Genomic DNA, 22,759 nt, shown 5'->3' on the forward strand with positions numbered 1-22,759 from the left:
AAATAACAAGAACTTGTGGTGACAGATGACCAGTAGCTATCTGCATTTTCCGGAGTTTGATCCGGTCATTTTCTCAATAGGACCCGTGGCGCTTCACTGGTACGGCCTGATGTATCTGGTGGGTTTCATTTTTGCAATGTGGCTGGCAACACGACGGGCGAATCGTCCGGGCAGCGGCTGGACCAAAAATGAAGTTGAAAACTTACTCTATGCGGGCTTCCTCGGCGTCTTCCTCGGGGGACGTATTGGTTATGTTCTGTTCTACAATTTCCCGCAGTTTATGGCCGATCCGCTGTATCTGTTCCGTGTCTGGGACGGCGGCATGTCTTTCCACGGCGGCCTGATTGGCGTTATCGTGGTGATGATTATCTTCGCCCGCCGTACTAAACGTTCCTTCTTCCAGGTCTCTGATTTTATCGCACCACTCATTCCGTTTGGTCTTGGTGCCGGGCGTCTGGGCAACTTTATTAACGGTGAATTGTGGGGCCGCGTTGACCCGAACTTCCCGTTTGCCATGCTGTTCCCTGGCTCCCGTACAGAAGATATTTTGCTGCTGCAAACCAACCCGCAGTGGCAATCCATTTTCGACACTTACGGTGTGCTGCCGCGCCACCCATCACAGCTTTACGAGCTGCTGCTGGAAGGTGTGGTGCTGTTTATTATCCTCAACCTGTATATTCGTAAACCACGCCCAATGGGAGCTGTCTCAGGTTTGTTCCTGATTGGTTACGGCGCGTTTCGCATCATTGTTGAGTTTTTCCGCCAGCCCGACGCGCAGTTTACCGGTGCCTGGGTGCAGTACATCAGCATGGGGCAAATTCTTTCCATCCCGATGATTGTCGCGGGTGTGATCATGATGGTCTGGGCATATCGTCGCAGCCCACAGCAACACGTTTCCTGAGGAACCATGAAACAGTATTTAGAACTGATGCAAAAAGTGCTCGACGAAGGCACACAGAAAAACGACCGTACCGGAACCGGAACGCTTTCCATTTTTGGTCATCAGATGCGTTTTAACCTGCAAGATGGATTCCCGCTGGTGACAACTAAACGTTGCCACCTGCGTTCCATCATCCATGAACTGCTGTGGTTTCTGCAGGGCGACACTAACATTGCTTATCTACACGAAAACAATGTCACCATCTGGGACGAATGGGCCGATGAAAACGGCGACCTCGGGCCAGTGTATGGTAAACAGTGGCGCGCCTGGCCAACGCCAGATGGTCGTCATATTGACCAGATCACTACGGTACTGAACCAGCTGAAAAACGACCCGGATTCGCGCCGCATTATTGTTTCAGCGTGGAACGTAGGCGAACTGGATAAAATGGCGCTGGCACCGTGCCATGCATTCTTCCAGTTCTATGTGGCAGACGGCAAACTCTCTTGCCAGCTTTATCAGCGCTCCTGTGACGTCTTCCTCGGCCTGCCGTTCAACATTGCCAGCTACGCGTTATTGGTGCATATGATGGCGCAGCAGTGCGATCTGGAAGTGGGTGATTTTGTCTGGACCGGTGGCGACACGCATCTGTACAGCAACCATATGGATCAAACTCATCTGCAATTAAGCCGCGAACCGCGTCCGCTGCCGAAGTTGATTATCAAACGTAAACCCGAATCCATCTTCGACTACCGTTTCGAAGACTTTGAGATTGAAGGCTACGATCCGCATCCGGGCATTAAAGCGCCGGTGGCTATCTAATTACGAAACATCCTGCCAGAGCCGACGCCAGTGTGCGTCGGTTTTTTTACCCTCCGTTAAATTCTTCGAGACGCCTTCCCGAAATTTTGCAACGTCCTGCAACGGCGTAAATAGTCCGGAAGATGCGCCGAAGAAATAGAAACTGGCCCTCGTCTTTTTTTCTCCTCGCTCCATACTGCCGGCATGAAAACACAACGTGGTTATACGCTGATTGAAACGCTGGTCGCGATGCTGATTTTGGTCATGCTAAGCGCAAGTGGACTCTATGGCTGGCAATACTGGCAGCAGTCGCAACGGCTATGGCAAACCGCCAGCCAGGCGCGGGACTATTTGCTCTATTTACGTGAAGATGCCAACTGGCATAACCGCGACCACAGTATCAGCGTTATCAGGGAGGGGACGTTATGGTGCCTTGTGAGTTCCGCTGCTGGGGCCAATACCTGTCATGGCAGTTCACCATTGGTCTTTGTGCCACGCTGGCCCGAAGTCGAAATGAGCGACCTGACACCTTCGCTTGCTTTCTTTGGCCTGCGCAATACCGCATGGGCCGGGCATATTCGCTTCAAAAACTCAACGGGCGAGTGGTGGCTGGTGGTTTCGCCGTGGGGAAGACTCCGGCTTTGTCAGCAAGGAGAAACAGAAGGATGCCTGTAAAAGAGCAAGGTTTTTCTCTGCTGGAAGTGTTGATTGCTATGGCGATCAGTAGCGTATTGTTGCTGGGGGCGGCACGCTTTCTGCCTGCGTTACAGCGTGAAAGTTTAACGAGCACCCGTAAGCTGGCGCTGGAAGATGAAATCTGGCTGCGGGTATTTACCGTCGCGAAGCATCTCCAGAGGGCGGGTTATTGTCATGGCATCTGTACCGGCGAAGGGCTGGAAATTGTCGGACAGGGTGACTGTGTCATTGTGCAGTGGGATGCGAACAGTAACGGTATCTGGGATCGCGAACCGGTAAAAGAGTCCGACCAGATTGGATTTCGTCTGAAGGAGCATGTGCTGGAAACGCTACGCGGTGCGACATCCTGTGAAGGTAAGGGCTGGGATAAAGTCACTAATCCGGATGCCATCATTATCGACACTTTTCAGGTCGTACGTCAGGATGTCAGCGGCTTCTCGCCGGTGTTGACGGTTAATATGCGTGCTGCCAGTAAGTCTGAACCGCAAACCGTGGTGAATGCCAGCTATAGCGTGACAGGATTCAACCTGTGAACCGCGAAAAGGGTGTTTCGTCACTGGCTCTGGTCCTGATGCTGCTGGTTTTGGGTAGTTTGCTATTACAAGGAATGAGCCAACAGGATCGCAGTTTTGCCTCTCGCGTGAGCATGGAAAGTCAGTCATTGCGCCGCCAGGCCATCGTTCAGTCGGCGCTGGCGTGGGGAAAAATGCACTGCTGGCAGACGCAGCCAGCAGTTCAGTGCTCGCAGTACGCTGAAACCGATGCCCAGGTTTGTTTGCGTTTACTGGCAGATAATGAAGCCTTATTGATTGCCGGTTATGAAGGCGTTTCGTTGTGGCGAACAGGCGAAGTCATTGATGGAAACATTGTTTTTTCGCCACGCGGCTGGAGCGATTTTTGTCCGCTGAAAGAGAGGGCGTTATGTCAGCTTCCCTGAAGAATCAACAAGGCTTTAGCCTGCCGGAGGTAATGTTGGCGATGGTGTTGATGGTGATGATTGTCACTGCGTTATCGGGTTTCCAGCGAACATTAATGAACAGTCTTGCCAGCAGAAACCAGTACCAACAGCTCTGGCGGCATGGCTGGCAGCAAACGCAACTGCGCGCGATTTCGCCACCTGCCAACTGGCAGGTCAACCGAATGCAGACATCGCAGGCGGGATGTGTCAGCATCAGCGTTACGCTAGTTTCACCCGGGGGCAGAGAAGGCGAGATGACCCGCCTGCATTGCCCGAATCGTCAGTAGTCAGGAGCCGCTATGTTAAGGGTCTACCATTCCAATCGTCTGGACGTGCTGGAAGCGTTGATGGAGTTTATTGTCGAACGCGAACGGCTGGACGATCCTTTCGAACCAGAGATGATTCTGGTGCAAAGTACCGGTATGGCACAGTGGCTGCAAATGACCCTGTCGCAAAAGTTTGGTATTGCGGCAAACATTGATTTTCCGCTGCCAGCGAGCTTTATCTGGGATATGTTCGTCCGGGTGTTACCGGAAATCCCCAAAGAGAGCGCCTTTAACAAACAGAGCATGAGCTGGAAACTGATGACTCTGCTGCCGCAATTGCTGGAGCGCGAAGACTTTACCCTGTTGCGGCATTATCTGACTGACGATAGCGACAAGCGAAAACTGTTCCAGCTTTCCTCAAAAGCGGCGGACCTGTTTGACCAGTATCTGGTCTATCGTCCGGACTGGCTGGCACAGTGGGAAACAGGACATTTGGTTGAAGGGCTGGGAGAAGCACAGGCCTGGCAAGCCCCGTTGTGGAAGGCGCTGGTGGAATATACCCATCAACTCGGGCAACCGCGCTGGCACCGCGCCAATCTCTATCAGCGCTTTATCGAAACGCTGGAGTCCGCGACGACCTGCCCGCCGGGGTTACCTTCGCGCGTCTTTATATGCGGTATTTCCGCGTTACCGCCTGTTTATCTCCAGGCGCTACAGGCGCTGGGTAAACATATTGAAATCCATCTCCTGTTTACCAACCCCTGCCGTTATTACTGGGGCGATATTAAAGATCCTGCTTATCTGGCGAAACTGCTGACCCGTCAGCGTCGACACAGTTTTGAAGATCGCGAATTGCCGCTATTTCGTGATAGCGAAAATGCCGGGCAGCTCTTTAACAGCGATGGTGAACAGGATGTCGGCAACCCGCTGCTGGCTTCATGGGGTAAGCTTGGGCGCGACTACATTTATCTCCTTTCTGACCTGGAGAGCAGCCAGGAGCTGGACGCCTTTGTCGATGTCACGCCAGATAACCTGCTGCATAACATTCAGTCTGACATTCTGGAACTGGAAAACCGCGCCGTTGCTGGTGTGAACATCGAAGAGTTTTCCCGTAGCGATAACAAACGCCCGCTTGATCCACTGGATAGCAGTATCACCTTCCACGTTTGCCATAGCCCGCAGCGTGAAGTTGAAGTTTTACACGATCGCCTGCTGGCGATGCTGGAGGAAGACCCGACACTTACTCCGCGCGACATCATCGTGATGGTGGCTGATATCGACAGCTACAGTCCGTTTATTCAGGCTGTGTTTGGTAGCGCACCTGCGGATCGTTACCTACCTTACGCCATTTCCGACCGTCGTGCGCGGCAGTCACATCCGGTACTGGAAGCGTTTATCAGCCTGTTATCACTGCCTGACAGTCGTTTTGTGTCAGAGGATGTGCTGGCGTTGCTGGATGTGCCGGTGCTGGCGGCGCGGTTTGACATCACCGAAGAAGGGCTGCGTTATTTACGCCAGTGGGTCAACGAATCCGGCATTCGTTGGGGCATAGATGACGACAACGTTCGCGAGCTGGAACTCCCCGCCACCGGACAACACACCTGGCGATTTGGCCTGACGCGTATGTTGTTGGGCTACGCGATGGAGAGCGCGCAGGGCGAGTGGCAATCGGTTCTACCTTATGATGAATCGAGCGGCTTAATTGCAGAACTGGTGGGGCATCTGGCTTCACTGCTAATGCAGCTAAACATCTGGCGTCGCGGGCTGGCACAGGAGCGTCCGCTGGAAGAGTGGTTGCCGGTTTGTCGCGATATGCTCAACGCCTTCTTCCTGCCGGATGCGGAAACCGAAGCGGCGATGACGCTGATCGAACAACAATGGCAGGCGATTATCGCCGAAGGTTTAGGTGCGCAGTATGGCGACGCGGTGCCGCTGTCACTATTGCGTGATGAACTGGCACAGCGTCTGGATCAAGAACGTATCAGCCAGCGTTTTCTCGCCGGACCGGTTAACATTTGTACTCTGATGCCAATGCGTTCAATTCCGTTCAAAGTGGTTTGCCTGCTGGGAATGAACGACGGCGTTTATCCACGTCAGCTTGCGCCATTGGGCTTTGACCTGATGAGCCAGAAACCGAAGCGTGGCGACCGTAGCCGTCGCGATGACGACCGCTATCTGTTCCTGGAAGCGTTAATTTCCGCGCAGCAAAAACTCTATATCAGCTATATCGGTCGTTCCATTCAGGATAACAGTGAGCGTTTCCCGTCGGTACTGGTGCAGGAACTGATCGACTACATCGGGCAAAGTCATTATCTACCGGGCGATGAAGCGCTCAACTGTGATGAAAGCGAGGCAAGGGTAAAAGCGCATCTTACTTGCCTCCATACCCGGATGCCGTTTGATCCACAAAACTACCAGCCAGGCGAACGACAAAGCTATGCTCGTGAATGGCTACCTGCGGCCAGCCAGGCTGGTAAAGCACATTCTGAATTTGTTCAGCCGCTGCCGTTTACCTTACCGGAAACCGTGCCGCTGGAAACGCTACAACGATTCTGGGCACATCCGGTGCGGGCATTTTTCCAGATGCGTTTGCAGGTGAACTTCCGTACTGAAGACAGCGAAATCCCCGACACCGAGCCATTTATTCTGGAAGGACTTAGCCGTTATCAAATCAATCAGCAGTTATTGAATGCACTGGTTGAGCAGGATGATGCCGAACGCTTGTTCCGCCGCTTCCGAGCGGCAGGGGATTTACCGTATGGCGCTTTTGGTGAAATTTTCTGGGAAACACAGTGCCAGGAGATGCAGCAGCTTGCCGACAGAGTCATTGCCTGTCGCCAGCCGGGGCAGAGTATGGAAATTGATCTCGCCTGCAACGGTGTGCAGATAACTGGCTGGTTGCCGCAGGTGCAGCCGGATGGCCTGTTGCGCTGGCGTCCCTCTTTATTAAGTGTGGCCCAGGGAATGCAACTTTGGCTGGAACACCTTGTCTACTGTGCCAGCGGTGGTAATGGTGAAAGTCGCCTTTTTCTACGCAAAGACGGCGAGTGGCGTTTTCCGCCGCTTGCAGCCGAACAGGCTTTGCATTACCTCTCACAACTGATTGAGGGGTATCGTGAAGGAATGTCCGCGCCATTGCTGGTGTTACCTGAAAGTGGCGGCGCGTGGCTAAAAACCTGTTATGACGCGCAAAACGATGCCATGCTGGATGACGATTCCACGTTGCAAAAAGCCCGTACGAAATTCCTTCAGGCTTACGAAGGCAACATGATGGTGCGTGGCGAAGGTGATGATATCTGGTATCAAAGGCTCTGGCGGCAATTAACACCAGAGACAATGGAGGCCATCGTTGAACAGTCGCAACGTTTCCTGTTACCGCTGTTTCGCTTTAATCAGTCATGAGTGCTGTATAAAAATTGCGCAATCTATCCGCTTACTTTATGATGCGCACCAGTCACGGACTGATGGTTATATAAACATAGGCTGACTCGTGCAGCACAAGATTAAATTCTGGCAGATGATTTGCGTTAACGTGTTGAATCTGGACAGAAAATTAAGTTGATTATGAGGTCCGTGAATGCCCCGCAGCACCTGGTTCAAAGCATTATTGTTGTTAGTTGCCCTTTGGGCACCCTTAAGTCAGGCAGAAACGGGATGGCAGCCGATTCAGGAAACCATCCGTAAAAGTGATAAAGATAACCGCCAGTATCAGGCTATACGTCTGGATAACGGTATGGTGGTCTTGCTGGTTTCTGATCCGCAGGCAGTTAAATCGCTCTCGGCGCTGGTGGTGCCCGTTGGGTCGCTGGAAGATCCCGAGGCGTACCAGGGGCTGGCACATTACCTTGAACATATGAGTCTGATGGGGTCGAAAAAGTACCCGCAGGCTGACAGTCTGGCCGAATATCTCAAAATGCACGGCGGTAGTCACAATGCCAGCACTGCGCCGTATCGCACGGCTTTCTATCTGGAAGTTGAGAACGACGCCTTGCCTGGTGCGGTAGACCGCCTGGCCGATGCTATTGCTGAACCTTTGCTCGACAAGAAATATGCCGAACGTGAGCGTAATGCGGTGAACGCTGAATTAACCATGGCGCGTACGCGTGACGGGATGCGCATGGCACAGGTCAGCGCAGAAACCATTAACCCGGCACACCCCGGTTCAAAGTTTTCTGGTGGTAACCTCGAAACTTTAAGCGACAAACCTGGTAATCCGGTGCAGCAGGCGCTGAAAGATTTCCACGAGAAGTACTATTCCGCCAATTTGATGAAGGCGGTTATTTACAGTAATAAACCGCTGCCGGAGTTGGCAAAAATGGCGGCGGACACCTTTGGTCGCGTGCCGAACAAAGAGAGCAAAAAACCGGAAATCACCGTGCCGGTAGTCACCGACGCGCAAAAGGGCATTATCATTCATTACGTCCCTGCGCTGCCGCGTAAAGTGTTGCGCGTTGAGTTTCGCATCGATAACAACTCAGCGAAGTTCCGTAGTAAAACCGATGAATTGATTACCTATCTGATTGGCAATCGCAGCCCAGGTACACTTTCTGACTGGCTGCAAAAGCAGGGATTAGTTGAGGGCATTAGCGCCAACTCCGATCCTATCGTCAACGGCAACAGCGGCGTATTAGCGATCTCTGCGTCTTTAACCGATAAAGGCCTGGCTAATCGCGATCAGGTTGTGGCGGCAATTTTTAGCTATCTCAATCTGTTACGTGAAAAAGGCATTGATAAACAATACTTCGATGAACTGGCGAATGTGCTGGATATCGACTTCCGTTATCCGTCGATCACCCGTGATATGGATTACGTCGAATGGCTGGCAGATACCATGATTCGCGTTCCTGTTGAGCATACGCTGGATGCAGTCAATATTGCCGATCGGTACGATGCTAAAGCAGTAAAGGAACGTCTGGCGATGATGACGCCGCAGAATGCGCGTATCTGGTATATCAGCCCGAAAGAGCCGCACAACAAAACGGCTTACTTTGTCGATGCGCCGTATCAGGTCGATAAAATCAGCGCACAAACTTTCGCCGACTGGCAGAAAAAAGCCGCCGACATTGCGCTCTCTTTGCCAGAGCTTAACCCTTATATTCCTGATGATTTCTCGCTGATTAAGTCAGAGAAGAAATACGACCATCCAGAGCTGATTGTTGATGAGTCGAATCTGCGCGTGGTGTATGCGCCAAGCCGTTATTTTGCCAGCGAGCCCAAAGCTGATGTCAGCCTGATTTTGCGTAATCCGAAAGCCATGGACAGCGCCCGCAATCAGGTGATGTTTGCGCTCAATGATTATCTCGCAGGGCTGGCGCTTGATCAGTTAAGCAACCAGGCGTCGGTTGGTGGCATAAGTTTTTCCACCAACGCTAACAACGGCCTTATGGTTAATGCTAATGGTTACACCCAGCGTCTGCCGCAGCTGTTCCAGGCATTGCTCGAGGGGTACTTTAGCTATACCGCTACGGAAGATCAGCTTGAGCAGGCGAAGTCCTGGTATAACCAGATGATGGATTCCGCAGAAAAGGGTAAAGCGTTTGAGCAGGCGATTATGCCCGCGCAGATGCTCTCGCAAGTGCCGTACTTCTCGCGAGATGAACGGCGTAAAATTTTGCCCTCCATTACGTTGAAAGAGGTGCTGGCCTATCGCGACGCCTTAAAATCAGGGGCTCGACCAGAGTTTATGGTTATCGGCAACATGACCGAGGCCCAGGCAACAACGCTGGCACGCGATGTGCAAAAACAGTTGGGCGCTGATGGTTCAGAGTGGTGTCGAAACAAAGATGTAGTGGTCGATAAAAAACAATCCGTCATCTTTGAAAAAGCCGGTAACAGCACCGACTCCGCACTGGCAGCGGTATTTGTACCGACTGGCTACGATGAATACACCAGCTCAGCCTATAGCTCTCTGTTGGGGCAGATCGTACAGCCGTGGTTCTACAATCAGTTGCGTACCGAAGAACAATTGGGCTATGCCGTGTTTGCGTTTCCAATGAGCGTGGGGCGTCAGTGGGGCATGGGCTTCCTTTTGCAAAGCAATGATAAACAGCCTTCATTCTTGTGGGAGCGTTACAAGGCGTTTTTCCCAACCGCAGAGGCAAAATTGCGAGCGATGAAGCCAGATGAGTTTGCGCAAATCCAGCAGGCGGTAATTACCCAGATGCTGCAGGCACCGCAAACGCTCGGCGAAGAAGCATCGAAGTTAAGTAAAGATTTCGATCGCGGCAATATGCGCTTCGATTCGCGTGATAAAATCGTGGCCCAGATAAAACTGCTGACGCCGCAAAAACTTGCTGATTTCTTCCATCAGGCGGTGGTCGAGCCGCAAGGCATGGCTATTCTGTCGCAGATTTCCGGCAGCCAGAACGGGAAAGCCGAATATGTACACCCTGAAGGCTGGAAAGTGTGGGAGAACGTCAGCGCGTTGCAGCAAACAATGCCCCTGATGAGTGAAAAGAATGAGTGATGTCGCCGAGACACTAGATCCTTTGCGCTTGCCCTTACAGGGTGAGCGCCTGATTGAAGCCTCTGCCGGCACAGGCAAAACCTTTACGATTGCGGCGCTCTATTTGCGCCTGTTACTTGGACTAGGCGGTTCCGCCGCCTTTCCCCGCCCGCTGACCGTTGAAGAACTGCTGGTGGTCACCTTTACCGAGGCTGCCACGGCAGAATTGCGCGGTCGTATCCGTAGCAATATCCACGAGTTGCGCATCGCCTGTCTGCGTGAAACCACCGACAATCCACTGTACGAACGCCTGCTGGAAGAGATCGACGATAAAGCGCAAGCCGCGCAGTGGTTGTTGTTAGCCGAACGGCAGATGGATGAAGCGGCAGTCTTTACTATTCACGGCTTTTGCCAGCGCATGCTCAACCTGAATGCCTTTGAATCCGGCATGCTGTTTGAGCAGCAGCTGATTGAAGATGAGTCTCTGCTACGCTACCAGGCCTGCGCCGATTTCTGGCGTCGCCACTGCTACCCGCTGCCGCGTGAAATAGCCCAGGTCGTCTTTGAAACCTGGAAAGGGCCGCAGGCGTTGCTGCGCGATATTAATCGTTATCTGCAAGGCGAAGCGCCGGTTATCAAAGCACCGCCGCCCGATGATGAAACGCTGGCTTCCCGTCACGCGCAAATTGTGGCGCGTATTGATACGGTAAAACAGCAGTGGCGCGACGCAGTGGGTGAACTGGATGCGCTGATCGAATCTTCTGGTATTGATCGACGCAAGTTTAACCGTAGCAATCAGGCTAAATGGATCGACAAGATCAGCGCCTGGGCAGAAGAAGAGACAAACAGTTATCAGTTGCCGGAGTCGCTGGAAAAATTCTCCCAGCGTTTCTTAGAAGATCGCACGAAGGCCGGGGGGGAAACCCCGCGACATCCACTGTTTGAGGCGATCGATCAACTGCTTGCAGAACCATTGTCGATCCGCGATCTGGTGATCACCCGCGCATTGGCTGAGATCCGCGAAACAGTAGCGCGTGAAAAACGCCGCCGTGGCGAATTGGGTTTTGATGACATGTTAAGTCGGCTCGATTCCGCGCTGCGTAGCGAAAGCGGTGAGGTGTTGGCAGCGGCGATCCGTACGCGATTCCCGGTGGCAATGATCGATGAATTTCAGGATACCGACCCCCAGCAGTACCGAATTTTTCGCCGTATCTGGCACCATCAGCCGGAAACCGCATTGTTGCTAATTGGCGACCCGAAGCAGGCCATATATGCATTCCGGGGTGCGGATATCTTCACTTATATGAAGGCGCGTAGCGAAGTTCACGCCCACTACACTTTAGACACCAACTGGCGTTCCGCACCAGGAATGGTGAACAGCGTGAATAAGCTTTTCAGCCAGACTGATGACGCGTTCATGTTTCGCGAAATACCGTTTATTCCAGTGAAATCAGCCGGGAAAAATCAGGCGTTACGTTTTGTATTTAAAGGTGAAACACAGCCTGCGATGAAAATGTGGCTGATGGAAGGCGAAAGCTGCGGCGTTGGCGATTATCAAAGTACCATGGCGCAGGTATGTGCTGCGCAAATCCGCGACTGGCTACAAGCCGGACAGCGGGGCGAAGCGTTGCTGATGAACGGCGACGACGCGCGTCCGGTGCGTGCTTCGGACATCAGTGTGCTGGTGCGCAGCCGCCAGGAGGCCGCCCAGGTGCGCGATGCCTTAACGTTGCTGGAAATCCCTTCCGTTTACCTTTCGAACCGCGACAGTGTTTTTGAAACTCTGGAAGCGCAGGAAATGCTTTGGTTGTTGCAGGCGGTGATGACGCCCGAACGTGAGAACACCCTGCGTAGTGCGCTGGCAACGTCAATGATGGGGCTGAACGCGCTGGATATCGAAACGCTGAACAATGACGAACATGCGTGGGATGTGGTAGTCGAAGAGTTCGATGGTTATCGGCAAATCTGGCGCAAACGTGGCGTTATGCCGATGCTGCGGGCGCTGATGTCGGCGCGTAACATTGCTGAAAACTTGCTGGCAACGGCAGGCGGTGAGCGGCGTCTTACCGATATCTTGCATATCAGCGAACTGCTACAAGAAGCCGGAACGCAGCTGGAAAGTGAACATGCGCTGGTACGCTGGTTATCGCAACATATCCTCGAGCCAGACAGTAATGCCTCCAGCCAACAAATGCGTCTCGAAAGTGATAAACATCTGGTGCAGATTGTCACGATCCACAAATCGAAAGGGCTGGAATATCCATTGGTCTGGCTGCCGTTTATCACCAATTTCCGCGTCCAGGAGCAGGCGTTTTATCACGATCGCCACTCGTTTGAGGCAGTTCTGGATCTTAATGCTGCGCCAGAAAGCGTCGACCTCGCGGAGGCCGAACGTCTGGCGGAAGATCTGCGTTTGCTTTACGTGGCGCTGACACGTTCGGTTTGGCATTGCAGTCTCGGCGTTGCACCGCTGGTGCGCCGTCGTGGCGATAAAAAAGGTGACACCGACGTCCACCAAAGTGCGCTCGGGCGTTTGCTGCAAAAAGGGGAACCGCAAGATGCGGCAGGGCTTCGCACCTGTATTGAAGCGTTATGCGATGATGATATTGCCTGGCAAACGGCACAAACTGGTGATAACCAACCCTGGCAGGTTAATGATGTTTCTACAGCAGAGCTGAATGCGAAGACGTTACAACGATTGCCCGGCGATAACTGGCGCGTCACCAGCTACTCTGGTTTGCAACAGCGTGGTCACGGTATCGCCCAGGATTTGATGCCTCGGCTGGATGTCGATGCTGCAGGCGTTGCCAGCGTCGTTGAAGAACCGACGTTAACACCACATCAGTTTCCGCGCGGTGCGTCACCGGGGACGTTCTTGCACAGTTTGTTTGAAGACCTGGATTTTACCCAGCCGGTTGACCCGAACTGGGTGCGGGAAAAACTGGAACTCGGCGGCTTTGAATCGCAGTGGGAACCGGTATTGACCGAGTGGATCACGGCTGTCCTCCAGGCACCTCTCAATGAAACCGGCGTAAGCCTGAGTCAACTTTCCGCCCGCAATAAACAGGTGGAGATGGAGTTTTATCTGCCGATTAGTGAACCGCTTATCGCCAGTCAGCTTGATACGTTAATCCGCCAGTTTGACCCGCTATCCGCAGGCTGCCCGCCGCTGGAGTTCATGCAGGTACGTGGCATGTTAAAAGGCTTTATCGACCTGGTGTTCCGCCACGAAGGGCGTTATTACCTGCTCGACTATAAATCCAACTGGTTGGGTGAAGACAGTTCGGCTTACACCCAACAGGCTATGGCAGCGGCAATGCAGGCACACCGCTATGATCTGCAATATCAGCTTTATACCCTGGCGCTGCATCGTTATCTGCGCCATCGCATTGCTGATTACGACTATGAGCACCACTTTGGCGGCGTTATTTATCTGTTCCTGCGTGGCGTTGATAAAGAACATCCGCAACAGGGGATTTACACAACCCGACCCAACGCCGGGTTGATTGCCCTGATGGATGAGATGTTTGCCGGTATGACCCTGGAGGAGGCGTAATGAAATTGCAAAAGCAATTACTGGAAGCTGTGGAGCACAAACAGCTACGCCCGCTGGATGTGCAATTTGCCCTGACCGTGGCGGGAGATGAACATCCTGCCGTCACCCTCGCGGCGGCACTGTTAAGTCATGATGCCGGAGAGGGACACGTTTGTTTGCCGCTTTCACGACTGGAAAATAACGAGGCGTCGCATCCGCTGTTGGCGACCTGTGTCAGTGAAATCGGTGAGCTACAAAATTGGGAAGAATGCTTGCTGGCTTCTCAAGCGGTCAGCAGGGGAGATGAACCCACGCCGATGATCCTCTGTGGCGATCGTCTTTATTTGAATCGCATGTGGTGTAACGAGCGCACAGTGGCACGCTTTTTCAACGAAGTGAATCATGCCATTGAGGTTGATGAAGCTCTACTGGCGCAAACCCTGGACAAACTTTTTCCAGTAAGCGATGAAATTAACTGGCAAAAAGTTGCGGCGGCAGTGGCGCTGACGCGGCGGATCTCGGTGATTTCCGGCGGCCCTGGCACCGGTAAAACGACCACCGTAGCGAAGTTGCTGGCAGCGTTAATTCAAATGGCCGACGGCGAACGCTGCCGTATCCGTCTGGCTGCACCAACGGGTAAAGCTGCCGCGCGCTTAACCGAATCTCTCGGCAAGGCTTTGCGACAGTTACCGCTGACCGATGAACAAAAGAAACGCATTCCGGAAGATGCCAGCACTTTGCACCGATTGCTGGGCGCGCAGCCGGGTAGCCAGCGTTTACGTCATCATGCCGGTAACCCGCTGCATCTTGATGTGCTGGTGGTAGATGAAGCGTCAATGATCGATCTGCCTATGATGTCGAGACTGATCGACGCCTTGCCCGATCATGCGCGAGTGATCTTTCTCGGCGATCGTGATCAACTGGCCTCGGTTGAGGCTGGGGCTGTGCTGGGCGATATCTGCGCTTATGCCAACGCGGGCTTTACCGCCGAGCGTGCCAGGCAGCTAAGCCGCCTGACGGGGACTCACGTTCCGGCAGGAACCGGCACAGAAGCGGCATCTTTGCGCGACAGTCTCTGCCTGCTGCAAAAAAGCTATCGTTTCGGCAGCGATTCTGGCATTGGTCAGTTAGCTGCGGCGATCAACCGTGGTGATAAAACGGCAGTGAAAACCGTTTTTCAGCAGGATTTTACTGATATCGAAAAACGGCTTTTACAGAGCGGCGAAGATTATATTGCGATGCTTGAGGAAGCTCTTGCGGGTTACGGACGTTATCTGGATCTGCTGCAAGCGCGTGCCGAGCCGGATTTAATCATTCAGGCGTTCAATGAGTACCAGCTTTTGTGCGCCCTGCGGGAAGGGCCGTTTGGCGTGGCTGGACTGAATGAGCGAATTGAGCAGTTTATGCAACAGAAGCGCAAAATTCATCGTCATCCGCACTCTCGTTGGTACGAAGGTCGACCGGTGATGATTGCCCGTAATGACAGCGCGCTTGGGTTGTTTAATGGCGATATCGGTATTGCGCTGGATCGCGGGCAGGGGACGCGCGTCTGGTTTGCGATGCCGGACGGCAATATTAAGTCTGTGCAACCGAGTCGCTTGCCAGAGCACGAAACTACGTGGGCGATGACGGTACATAAATCGCAGGGATCGGAGTTCGACCATGCGGCGTTGATTTTGCCGAGCCAACGCACGCCGGTAGTAACGCGAGAGCTGGTTTATACCGCGGTGACCCGCGCGCGTCGCCGTCTGTCGCTGTATGCCGATGAGCGCATATTAAGTGCGGCAATCGCCACTCGTACTGAGCGGCGCAGTGGTCTGGCGGCGTTGTTTAGTTCACGGGAATAAACGTAATTGCCGGATGCGACGTACGAGTGTTACGCATGTCGCATCCGACGATTTTCATCGCTTACCCTAAATCCGCCATCAACACTTTGGATTTACGCTGGTAGTTGTACAACTGCTTTTTGCTCTCGGGCAGTAAATCAATATCCACTGGGGTAAATCCACGTTCCTGGAACCAGTGAATACTGCGCGTGGTCAGCACAAACAATTTGCTTAAGCCGCTCTGCTTCGCCTGAGCGGCAATGCGTTCCAGCAGAACTTCACCCCTTGATGAACTGCGGTAATCCGGGTGAACTGCCACACAGGCCATTTCCCCAATCTTCTCTTCCGGGAACGGATAGAGCGCGGCGCAGGCAATAGTCGTGTTATCGCGCTGAATAATGGTGAATTTGTCGATTTCCATCTCCAGCTGCTCGCGAGAACGGCGTACCAGAATACCTTGCTGCTCCAGTGGGCGAATCAACTCCAGAATACCGCCAATATCGTTGATTGTTGCGCGACGAATCTGCTCGGCGCTTTCCATCACAATCTGCGTACCGATACCGTCGCGTGAGAACAACTCTTGCAACAGCGCGCCATCTTCCTGATAACTGATTAAATGACAGCGACGCACGCCGCTGCGGCAGGCTTTCACTGCGCCACGCAAAAAGCGCACCGTACCGGAGTTGTAATCGCCTTTCTCTTCCTGGGCTTCTACCCGCGCTTGCGCTTCGTTAGGGAAAAGTTCGGAGACAATATCACCGTCGTCATTAGTGACGCCCTGGGAAGAGCAAAAACCAATCATCTTTTCAGCTTTCAGTTTGATGGCCAGTTGAGTGGCAATCTCTTCCGAGGTCAGGTTAAAGCTCTCGCCAGTGACTGAAACAGCGACCGGCCCCATTAGCACTATTGCACCGCTGTCCAGTTGACGATGGATCGCGTCTTCATCAATCCGCCGGATACGCCCGCTATGGCAGTAATCCACGCCGTCATCGACGCCCAGCGGCTGGGCAATAATAAAATTGCCACTGACGACGTTGATATGCGCGCCCTGCAGCGGCGTGTTATTGAGACTCATCGACAGGCGAGCAGTAATATCCAGTTGCAATGTTCCCGCAGCCTGCTTCACCAGTTCCAGTGTTTTGGCGTCGGTCACACGTATATTCTTGTGATACAGCGGTTCGTGGTGATGCGCAGCCAGATTTGCGTCGATCTGCGGACGTGCGCCATAGACCACCACCAGACGGATGCCGAGGCTGTGCAACAACCCGATATCATTAACGATACTGGAGAAATTCTCATGCTCAATGGCTTCACCGCCGAGCATGATGACAAACGTTTTTCCCCGGTGGGTATTGATATAGGGAACCGAATGGCGGAATCCCTCGACCAACTCGGTTTTACGTTCCTTTACCACGGCACACCTCTTTGCATGATTATTCGAAATTAGTGTATTTTTATTCTGTTTTTTCGCAGGGTGCAAGTGTAAATTTTATGCGAGAGCGACTTTTTTATCAGTAATGCCGTGAATATAAAAAGAATGTTTACCGTTTATTAGATGACAGATTATGCGTCTTTCGCTAAAGTTTCCGGTCAAATTAGTCGTTTACTTGTTACACAGCTTAGATTTCTTTTGCTCGGGAGAGGCATGTCAGGATCCAACACTGCAATCAGCCGTCGTCGTTTACTGCAAGGCGCGGGTGCCATGTGGCTATTGAGCGTAAGTCAGGTCAGTCTGGCTGCGGTCAGCCAGGTCGTGGCGGTGCGCGTCTGGCCTGCGTCCAGCTACACCCGCGTGACGGTGGAATCAAATCGTCAGCTGAAATATAAGCAGTTCGCGTTGAGTAACCCTGAACGCGTGGTGGTGGATATCGAAGATGTAAACCTGAACTCGGTACTCAAGGGGATGGCGGCACAAATTCGTGCAGACGACCCGTTCATCAAGTCGGCGCGCGTCGGGCAATTTGACCCGCAAACCGTACGGATGGTTTTTGAATTAAAGCAAAACGTAAAACCGCAGCTGTTTGCCCTTGCGCCGGTCGCCGGGTTTAAAGAGCGTCTGGTGATGGACCTCTATCCGGCCAATGCACAGGATATGCAGGACCCGCTGCTGGCGCTGCTGGAGGATTACAACAAAGGCGACCTCGAAAAGCAGGTGCCGCCAGCGCAAAGTGGTCCACAACCGGGTAAAGCAGGGCGCGATCGTCCGATTGTCATTATGCTTGACCCTGGCCACGGTGGCGAAGACTCCGGTGCGGTGGGGAAATACAAAACGCGCGAAAAAGATGTGGTATTGCAAATAGCTCGCCGTTTGCGCTCTCTGATCGAGAAAGAGGGCAATATGAAGGTGTACATGACGCGCAATGAAGACATCTTCATTCCATTGCAAGTGCGCGTAGCAAAAGCCCAGAAACAGCGTGCTGACCTGTTTGTCTCTATCCATGCCGACGCCTTTACCAGTCGTCAGCCGAGCGGTTCCTCTGTGTTTGCGCTCTCAACCAAAGGTGCAACCAGTACTGCGGCAAAATATCTGGCACAAACCCAGAACGCCTCGGACTTGATTGGTGGCGTGAGCAAAAGCGGTGACCGCTATGTCGACCACACCATGTTCGATATGGTACAGTCGCTGACCATTGCCGACAGCCTGAAGTTTGGTAAAGCGGTACTGAATAAGCTCGGTAAAATCAACAAGCTGCATAAAAATCAAGTTGAACAGGCCGGGTTTGCCGTACTAAAGGCACCAGATATTCCCTCCATTCTGGTCGAAACGGCGTTTATCAGTAACGTTGAGGAAGAGCGTAAACTGAAAACGGCGACTTTCCAGCAGGAAGTTGCGGAGTCTATTCTTGCGGGGATTAAAGCGTATTTTGCCGATGGGGCGACGCTGGCGAGAAGGGGATGATAAAAAGGCGCTGAATGGCGCTTTTTTATGGGAGACCAGAAACAAAAAAACACCCGTTAGGGTGTTCAATAATTGGTTGCGGGGGCCGGATTTGAACCGACGACCTTCGGGTTATGAGCCCGACGAGCTACCAGGCTGCTCCACCCCGCGTCACCGTACTGCTTTTACTTCATCAAATTTGATTGGTTGCGGGGGCCGGATTTGAACCGACGACCTTCGGGTTATGAGCCCGACGAGCTACCAGGCTGCTCCACCCCGCGTCACCGTACTGCTTTACTTCATCAAATTTTAATTGGTTGCGGGGGCCGGATTTGAACCGACGACCTTCGGGTTATGAGCCCGACGAGCTACCAGGCTGCTCCACCCCGCGTCCGTGGATGCGCACTATACTCCGCTCGCGTTTTCATGCAACCTTTTTTTTACCCCGATCACGGATTTGGCATGATTTTGAACAAAAACAAATCACTAAAGCCTATTTTTTGTGCAAAATTTGCGTCAGGGAGAGGCTGCTCATTTCATTAAACGCGGCGGTTTGTTATCTTCGTTGCGCCTTATTTTTTAACCTGAAGAAGAGAACAATGAAAGGACGTTGGGTAAAGTACCTTCTTATGGGCACGGTTGTGGCAATGCTTGCCGCCTGCTCTTCCAAACCAACCGATCGCGGACAGCAATATAAAGACGGGAAATTTACCCAGCCTTTCTCTCTGGTGAACCAGCCAGATGCCGTTGGCGCGCCGATTAACGCCGGTGATTTTGCCGAGCAAATTAACCATATCCGTAATTCGTCACCGCGTCTGTATGGCAACCAGAGTAATGTTTATAACGCGGTGCAAGAGTGGCTGCGCGCAGGCGGTGATACCCGCAATATGCGCCAGTTCGGCATTGATGCCTGGCAGATGGAAGGTGCCGACAACTATGGTAACGTGCAGTTTACCGGTTATTACACGCCGGTAATTCAGGCGCGCCATACCCGCCAGGGCGAGTTCCAGTATCCTATTTACCGTATGCCGCCAAAACGTGGTCGTCTGCCGTCTCGTGCGGAGATCTACGCGGGGGCATTGAGTGATAAATATATTCTCGCTTACAGTAACTCCCTGATGGATAACTTCATTATGGATGTGCAGGGTAGTGGGTATATCGACTTTGGTGATGGCAGTCCGCTTAACTTTTTCAGCTATGCAGGGAAAAACGGTCATGCCTATCGCAGCATTGGTAAGGTGCTGATCGACCGTGGCGAAGTGAAAAAAGAAGATATGTCGATGCAGGCGATTCGTCACTGGGGCGAAACACACAGTGAAGCCGAGGTTCGCGAGCTGCTGGAACAGAACCCGTCTTTCGTCTTCTTTAAACCGCAATCTTTTGCTCCGGTGAAAGGGGCAAGTGCGGTGCCGCTGGTTGGTCGCGCGTCAGTTGCCTCTGATCGTTCCATTATTCCGCCAGGTACTACCTTGCTGGCAGAAGTGCCGTTGCTGGATAATAACGGCAAATTTAATGGTCAGTACGAACTGCGTCTGATGGTGGCGCTGGATGTCGGTGGTGCAATCAAAGGCCAACACTTCGATATCTATCAAGGGATCGGGCCGGAAGCCGGACACCGCGCAGGTTGGTACAACCACTATGGACGTGTCTGGGTGCTGAAAACCGCCCCGGGCGCAGGTAACGTCTTTAGCGGCTGATGTGATATTCTGTATGCCGTTTTTACGGATATGACAGGGTGAGGGGTAACCTCACATCCTGATTATTGACTAAGTGCGCGTTGTTCATGCCGGATGCGGCGTGAACGCCTTATCCGGCCTACAAATCATGCAAATCCAAAATATTGCAGGAGTTATGTAGGCCTGATAAGCGTAGCGCATCAGGCATTTATGCGTTTAGGGTGAGGGATAACCTCGCCCTTTTTAATTCTGAGGTGCTATGTCTGTGGTAATTAGTGATGCATGGCGTCAGCGTTTTGGTGGCACAGCGCGTCTGTATGGTGAAAAAGCGTTGCAACTGTTTGCTGACGCGCATATTTGTGTGGTTGGTATCGGTGGTGTCGGTTCCTGGGCGGCGGAAGCGCTGGCGCGCACGGGGATTGGCGCAATCACGCTTATCGATATGGATGATGTGTGCGTCACCAATACCAATCGGCAAATTCATGCCCTGCGCGATAACGTTGGGCTGGCAAAAGCGGAAGTTATGGCGGAGCGTATTCGCCAGATTAACCCGGAGTGCCGTGTAACGGTGGTGGATGATTTCGTGACGCCGGATAACGTAGCGCAGTATATGAGCGTGGGTTATTCGTACGTGATTGATGCCATTGATAGTGTACGGCCCAAAGCGGCGCTGATTGCTTATTGTCGGCGCAATAAAATCCCACTGGTCACAACCGGTGGCGCGGGTGGGCAGATTGATCCGACGCAGATTCAGGTTACCGATCTGGCGAAAACGATTCAGGACCCGCTGGCGGCGAAGTTGCGCGAGCGCCTGAAAAGCGATTTTGGCGTAGTGAAAAACAGTAAAGGTAAGCTCGGCGTGGATTGCGTGTTTTCTACTGAAGCGCTGGTGTACCCGCAGTCAGACGGTACGGTGTGTGCGATGAAAGCCACGGCAGAAGGGCCGAAGCGGATGGATTGTGCATCTGGATTTGGCGCGGCAACGATGGTGACCGCCACCTTTGGGTTTGTTGCGGTTTCTCATGCGCTGAAGAAGATGATGGCGAAAGCGGCGCGTCAGGGTTAAACAATCAGGTCGGATGAGACGCGAACGTCTTATCCGACCCGGTTCTGTGCTTAAACCTGCTTCGTCGCAGCGATAATCGCCTCGCTTAACGCATTTAACCCCTGGCTGCGTGAGGCGCTAAGCTGCGCACGTAATCCCAGCTCATCAAACAATGCCAGTGGTGACTGTGCCTGCAACTCGGCGGCGGTTTTCCCCTCAACGGCAGTCAACAACACCGCCAGCAGGCCGCGCACAATGCGCCCTTCGCTGTCGCCAAAGAAATGCATTTTGCCGTTTTCAGCCACTGTATATCCCAGCCAGACGCGGTTTTCGCATCCGGCAATCTCTTTAGCCTGCGCTTTTAACTCGTCTGGCAATGCCGGAAGCTGTTTCCCCAGCATGATCAACTGGCGATATTTATCTTCCCATTGCGTCAACGGTGCGAAGGTATTGCGTAACGTTTCTGCGGTTACGGTTGTGCCGAACGGATGTCCGGCGAATTGCGGGTTTGTCATTAATCCACCAATAATTCCAGCGCGCGGTCAACGGCATTCACCAGCGCATCCACATCACTCTTTGTATTATATGGCGCAAAAGAGGCGCGCAGTGTGCCGGTTACGCCTAATTCTGCCAGTAGCGGCTGAGCGCAATGCTGCCCGGCCCGCAGGGCAATACCGTACTCCGCCAGCAGCGTCACCATATCGCTATGATGAACGCCAGCAAAATCAAAGGCCAGCAGGCTGGAATCCTGGCAGCGGAATGAACGAAAGCCGGGACGTTTCGCCAGCGCATCTTCCGCCAGCGTTGCTAAGCTACGGCTCCAGCTTTCGGCCTGGTTGATATCGTAATCTGCCAGCCATTCCAGCGCCGCGCTTAATCCTATGACACCAGCGACATTTGGCGTTCCAGCTTCCAGTTTCCACGGCGCAGATTGAGTCGTGAAGCCGTCAAAACTCACTTCGTGAACCATTTTGCCGCCGCCCAGCCAGGGCGACATCGCCTCCAGCAGTTCTGATTTACCATACAGCACGCCGATACCTGTCGGGCCATACAGTTTGTGACCTGAAAAAGCATAGAAATCAATATCCAGTTGCTGAACATCCGCGGGGAAATGCACTGCCCCCTGAGCACCATCAACCATCACCACCATCCCGGCTGAATGAGCAAAGGTAATCGCTCGCGCCAGATCCGGGCAACCGCCAGTAACGTTCGACATCTGACCCAACGCCAGAATCCGACTACGGGGAGTAATCAGTTCTGGCAACAAATCGACATCCGGCAGTCGCTGCGCATTAAGCGGCAATTTCACCACTTTGGCTCCAGTTTGTTGGGCGACCATCAGCCAGGGGACGAGGTTGGCGTGGTGTTCTGCCACGCTGACAATAATCTCATCGCCCGGTTGCAGACGCGGACGCGCATAGCATTGTGCCACCATGTTGATGGATTCAGTGGTGCCGCGCGTCCAGACGATAGTTTTATCATCCGGTGCATTCAGTAATTGCGCCACTTTCTCTCGTACAGCTTCATAACGCGCGGTCAGGCGTTGGGCTTCGGCAAACTGGCTGCGATGGACGTTTCCGGCGCTCAGACTGTAAAACTGTTGGGTGGCTTCAACCACGGCTTCAGGTTTAAGCGCGGTCGCGGCGCTGTCGAGATAGACGCCCGCATCCTGTAGTGCGGGAAACTGGGCGCGAAACTGCGCGGGATTAAAAACGTTCATGGTACTCCTCGGCTTGATGCACCGATCGTGACG

The 22,759-nt window shown here is 53.1% G+C and carries 16 protein-coding genes and 3 tRNA genes; 13 read left to right on the plus strand and 6 right to left on the minus strand.

The features are described from left to right. Nucleotides 1–25: 25 nt before the first annotated feature. The 10 genes from lgt to recD all read left to right on the plus strand — a co-directional run bounded on the left by lgt (nucleotide 26) and on the right by recD (nucleotide 15,428). Nucleotides 26–901 (plus strand): prolipoprotein diacylglyceryl transferase, encoded by an 876-nt coding sequence (lgt, locus tag KXD89_RS04435; RefSeq protein WP_000204658.1) that lies wholly within the window; start codon nucleotides 26–28, stop codon nucleotides 899–901. 6 nt (nucleotides 902–907) lie between these two features. Beyond that, complete coding sequence (gene thyA, locus KXD89_RS04440) at nucleotides 908–1,702, plus strand: thymidylate synthase (RefSeq protein ID WP_000816232.1); 795 nt, start codon at nucleotides 908–910, stop codon at nucleotides 1,700–1,702. Between the two features lie 183 nt (nucleotides 1,703–1,885). Next, nucleotides 1,886–2,356, plus strand: a complete 471-nt coding sequence (locus KXD89_RS04445) for a prepilin peptidase-dependent protein (protein WP_000857051.1) — start codon at nucleotides 1,886–1,888, stop codon at nucleotides 2,354–2,356. Then, nucleotides 2,347–2,910: a prepilin peptidase-dependent protein gene (locus KXD89_RS04450; RefSeq protein ID WP_001144315.1), complete on the plus strand. Its 564-nt coding sequence runs from the start codon at nucleotides 2,347–2,349 to the stop codon at nucleotides 2,908–2,910. The genes KXD89_RS04445 and KXD89_RS04450 overlap by 10 nt, the downstream gene beginning before the upstream one ends. Then, the gene (locus tag KXD89_RS04455) at nucleotides 2,907–3,314 is read left to right on the plus strand and encodes a DUF2509 family protein (RefSeq protein WP_001078376.1); all 408 of its coding nucleotides are present in this window, start codon (nucleotides 2,907–2,909) and stop codon (nucleotides 3,312–3,314) included. Before KXD89_RS04450 ends, KXD89_RS04455 begins: the two co-directional genes overlap by 4 nt. Further along, the gene (locus KXD89_RS04460) at nucleotides 3,299–3,622 is read left to right on the plus strand and encodes a prepilin-type N-terminal cleavage/methylation domain-containing protein (RefSeq protein WP_001276460.1); all 324 of its coding nucleotides are present in this window, start codon (nucleotides 3,299–3,301) and stop codon (nucleotides 3,620–3,622) included. Before KXD89_RS04455 ends, KXD89_RS04460 begins: the two co-directional genes overlap by 16 nt. Before the next feature lie 12 nt (nucleotides 3,623–3,634). Continuing rightward, the gene (gene recC / locus KXD89_RS04465) at nucleotides 3,635–7,003 is read left to right on the plus strand and encodes an exodeoxyribonuclease V subunit gamma (RefSeq protein ID WP_000946938.1); all 3,369 of its coding nucleotides are present in this window, start codon (nucleotides 3,635–3,637) and stop codon (nucleotides 7,001–7,003) included. A gap of 175 nt (nucleotides 7,004–7,178) precedes the next feature. Further along, nucleotides 7,179–10,067 carry a pitrilysin gene (gene ptrA, locus KXD89_RS04470; protein ID WP_001138201.1) on the plus strand — a complete coding sequence of 963 codons (2,889 nt, stop codon included), beginning with the start codon at nucleotides 7,179–7,181 and terminating at the stop codon, nucleotides 10,065–10,067. Beyond that, on the plus strand, nucleotides 10,060–13,602 hold the full coding sequence (recB, locus tag KXD89_RS04475) for an exodeoxyribonuclease V subunit beta (RefSeq protein WP_001285993.1): 3,543 nt from the start codon (nucleotides 10,060–10,062) through the stop codon (nucleotides 13,600–13,602). Before ptrA ends, recB begins: the two co-directional genes overlap by 8 nt. Next, a complete protein-coding gene (gene recD, locus KXD89_RS04480) occupies nucleotides 13,602–15,428 on the plus strand; it encodes an exodeoxyribonuclease V subunit alpha (protein WP_000775955.1) in 1,827 nt (608 codons plus the stop codon). The genes recB and recD overlap by 1 nt, the downstream gene beginning before the upstream one ends. A gap of 61 nt (nucleotides 15,429–15,489) precedes the next feature. Here recD and argA read toward each other — a convergent pair whose 3' ends face one another. Beyond that, nucleotides 15,490–16,821 (minus strand): amino-acid N-acetyltransferase, encoded by a 1,332-nt coding sequence (gene argA, locus KXD89_RS04485; protein WP_000237947.1) that lies wholly within the window; start codon nucleotides 16,819–16,821, stop codon nucleotides 15,490–15,492. A 231-nt stretch (nucleotides 16,822–17,052) separates the two neighbouring features. On the opposite strand from argA, the gene amiC reads away from it, so the two are divergent. Continuing rightward, nucleotides 17,053–18,306: an N-acetylmuramoyl-L-alanine amidase AmiC gene (gene amiC / locus KXD89_RS04490; protein ID WP_000016907.1), complete on the plus strand. Its 1,254-nt coding sequence runs from the start codon at nucleotides 17,053–17,055 to the stop codon at nucleotides 18,304–18,306. Nucleotides 18,307–18,379: 73 nt separating this feature from the next. Here the strand turns inward: amiC and KXD89_RS04495 are convergent. The 3 genes from KXD89_RS04495 to KXD89_RS04505 all read right to left on the minus strand — a co-directional run bounded on the left by KXD89_RS04495 (nucleotide 18,380) and on the right by KXD89_RS04505 (nucleotide 18,676). After that, nucleotides 18,380–18,456 (minus strand) — tRNA-Met (locus KXD89_RS04495). 33 nt (nucleotides 18,457–18,489) lie between these two features. Next, nucleotides 18,490–18,566: transfer RNA gene (locus KXD89_RS04500), tRNA-Met, on the minus strand. A gap of 33 nt (nucleotides 18,567–18,599) precedes the next feature. Next, nucleotides 18,600–18,676 (minus strand) — tRNA-Met (locus KXD89_RS04505). Between the two features lie 208 nt (nucleotides 18,677–18,884). Between KXD89_RS04505 and mltA the strand changes: the two genes are divergently transcribed. Beyond that, the gene (gene mltA / locus KXD89_RS04510) at nucleotides 18,885–19,982 is read left to right on the plus strand and encodes a murein transglycosylase A (RefSeq protein ID WP_000678646.1); all 1,098 of its coding nucleotides are present in this window, start codon (nucleotides 18,885–18,887) and stop codon (nucleotides 19,980–19,982) included. Between the two features lie 238 nt (nucleotides 19,983–20,220). After that, on the plus strand, nucleotides 20,221–21,027 hold the full coding sequence (gene tcdA / locus KXD89_RS04515) for a tRNA cyclic N6-threonylcarbamoyladenosine(37) synthase TcdA (protein ID WP_000117728.1): 807 nt from the start codon (nucleotides 20,221–20,223) through the stop codon (nucleotides 21,025–21,027). A gap of 50 nt (nucleotides 21,028–21,077) precedes the next feature. Here tcdA and csdE read toward each other — a convergent pair whose 3' ends face one another. Then, on the minus strand, nucleotides 21,078–21,521 hold the full coding sequence (gene csdE, locus KXD89_RS04520) for a cysteine desulfurase sulfur acceptor subunit CsdE (RefSeq protein WP_000184261.1): 444 nt from the start codon (nucleotides 21,519–21,521) through the stop codon (nucleotides 21,078–21,080). Then, on the minus strand, nucleotides 21,521–22,726 hold the full coding sequence (gene csdA / locus KXD89_RS04525) for a cysteine desulfurase CsdA (protein ID WP_072647322.1): 1,206 nt from the start codon (nucleotides 22,724–22,726) through the stop codon (nucleotides 21,521–21,523). The genes csdE and csdA overlap by 1 nt, the downstream gene beginning before the upstream one ends. Between the last annotated feature and the right edge of the window lie 33 nt (nucleotides 22,727–22,759).

The sequence above is a fragment of the Escherichia sp. TC-EC600-tetX4 genome (genome assembly GCF_019356055.1).
In the GTDB taxonomy this organism is placed as follows: domain Bacteria; phylum Pseudomonadota; class Gammaproteobacteria; order Enterobacterales; family Enterobacteriaceae.

Bases quoted from the DNA above. Each gene is read 5' to 3' on its own strand.
- lgt (WP_000204658.1), top strand. From the start codon at position 26: ATGACCAGTAGCTATCTGCATTTTCCGGAGTTTGATCCGGTCATTTTC.
- thyA (WP_000816232.1), top strand. From the start codon at position 908: ATGAAACAGTATTTAGAACTGATGCAAAAAGTGCTCGACGAAGGCACA.
- KXD89_RS04445 (WP_000857051.1), top strand. From the start codon at position 1,886: ATGAAAACACAACGTGGTTATACGCTGATTGAAACGCTGGTCGCGATG.
- KXD89_RS04450 (WP_001144315.1), top strand. From the start codon at position 2,347: ATGCCTGTAAAAGAGCAAGGTTTTTCTCTGCTGGAAGTGTTGATTGCT.
- KXD89_RS04460 (WP_001276460.1), top strand. From the start codon at position 3,299: ATGTCAGCTTCCCTGAAGAATCAACAAGGCTTTAGCCTGCCGGAGGTA.
- recC (WP_000946938.1), top strand. From the start codon at position 3,635: ATGTTAAGGGTCTACCATTCCAATCGTCTGGACGTGCTGGAAGCGTTG.
- ptrA (WP_001138201.1), top strand. From the start codon at position 7,179: ATGCCCCGCAGCACCTGGTTCAAAGCATTATTGTTGTTAGTTGCCCTT.
- recB (WP_001285993.1), top strand. From the start codon at position 10,060: ATGAGTGATGTCGCCGAGACACTAGATCCTTTGCGCTTGCCCTTACAG.
- recD (WP_000775955.1), top strand. From the start codon at position 13,602: ATGAAATTGCAAAAGCAATTACTGGAAGCTGTGGAGCACAAACAGCTA.
- amiC (WP_000016907.1), top strand. From the start codon at position 17,053: ATGTCAGGATCCAACACTGCAATCAGCCGTCGTCGTTTACTGCAAGGC.
- mltA (WP_000678646.1), top strand. From the start codon at position 18,885: ATGAAAGGACGTTGGGTAAAGTACCTTCTTATGGGCACGGTTGTGGCA.
- tcdA (WP_000117728.1), top strand. From the start codon at position 20,221: ATGTCTGTGGTAATTAGTGATGCATGGCGTCAGCGTTTTGGTGGCACA.
- csdE (WP_000184261.1), bottom strand. From the start codon at position 21,521: ATGACAAACCCGCAATTCGCCGGACATCCGTTCGGCACAACCGTAACC.
- csdA (WP_072647322.1), bottom strand. From the start codon at position 22,726: ATGAACGTTTTTAATCCCGCGCAGTTTCGCGCCCAGTTTCCCGCACTA.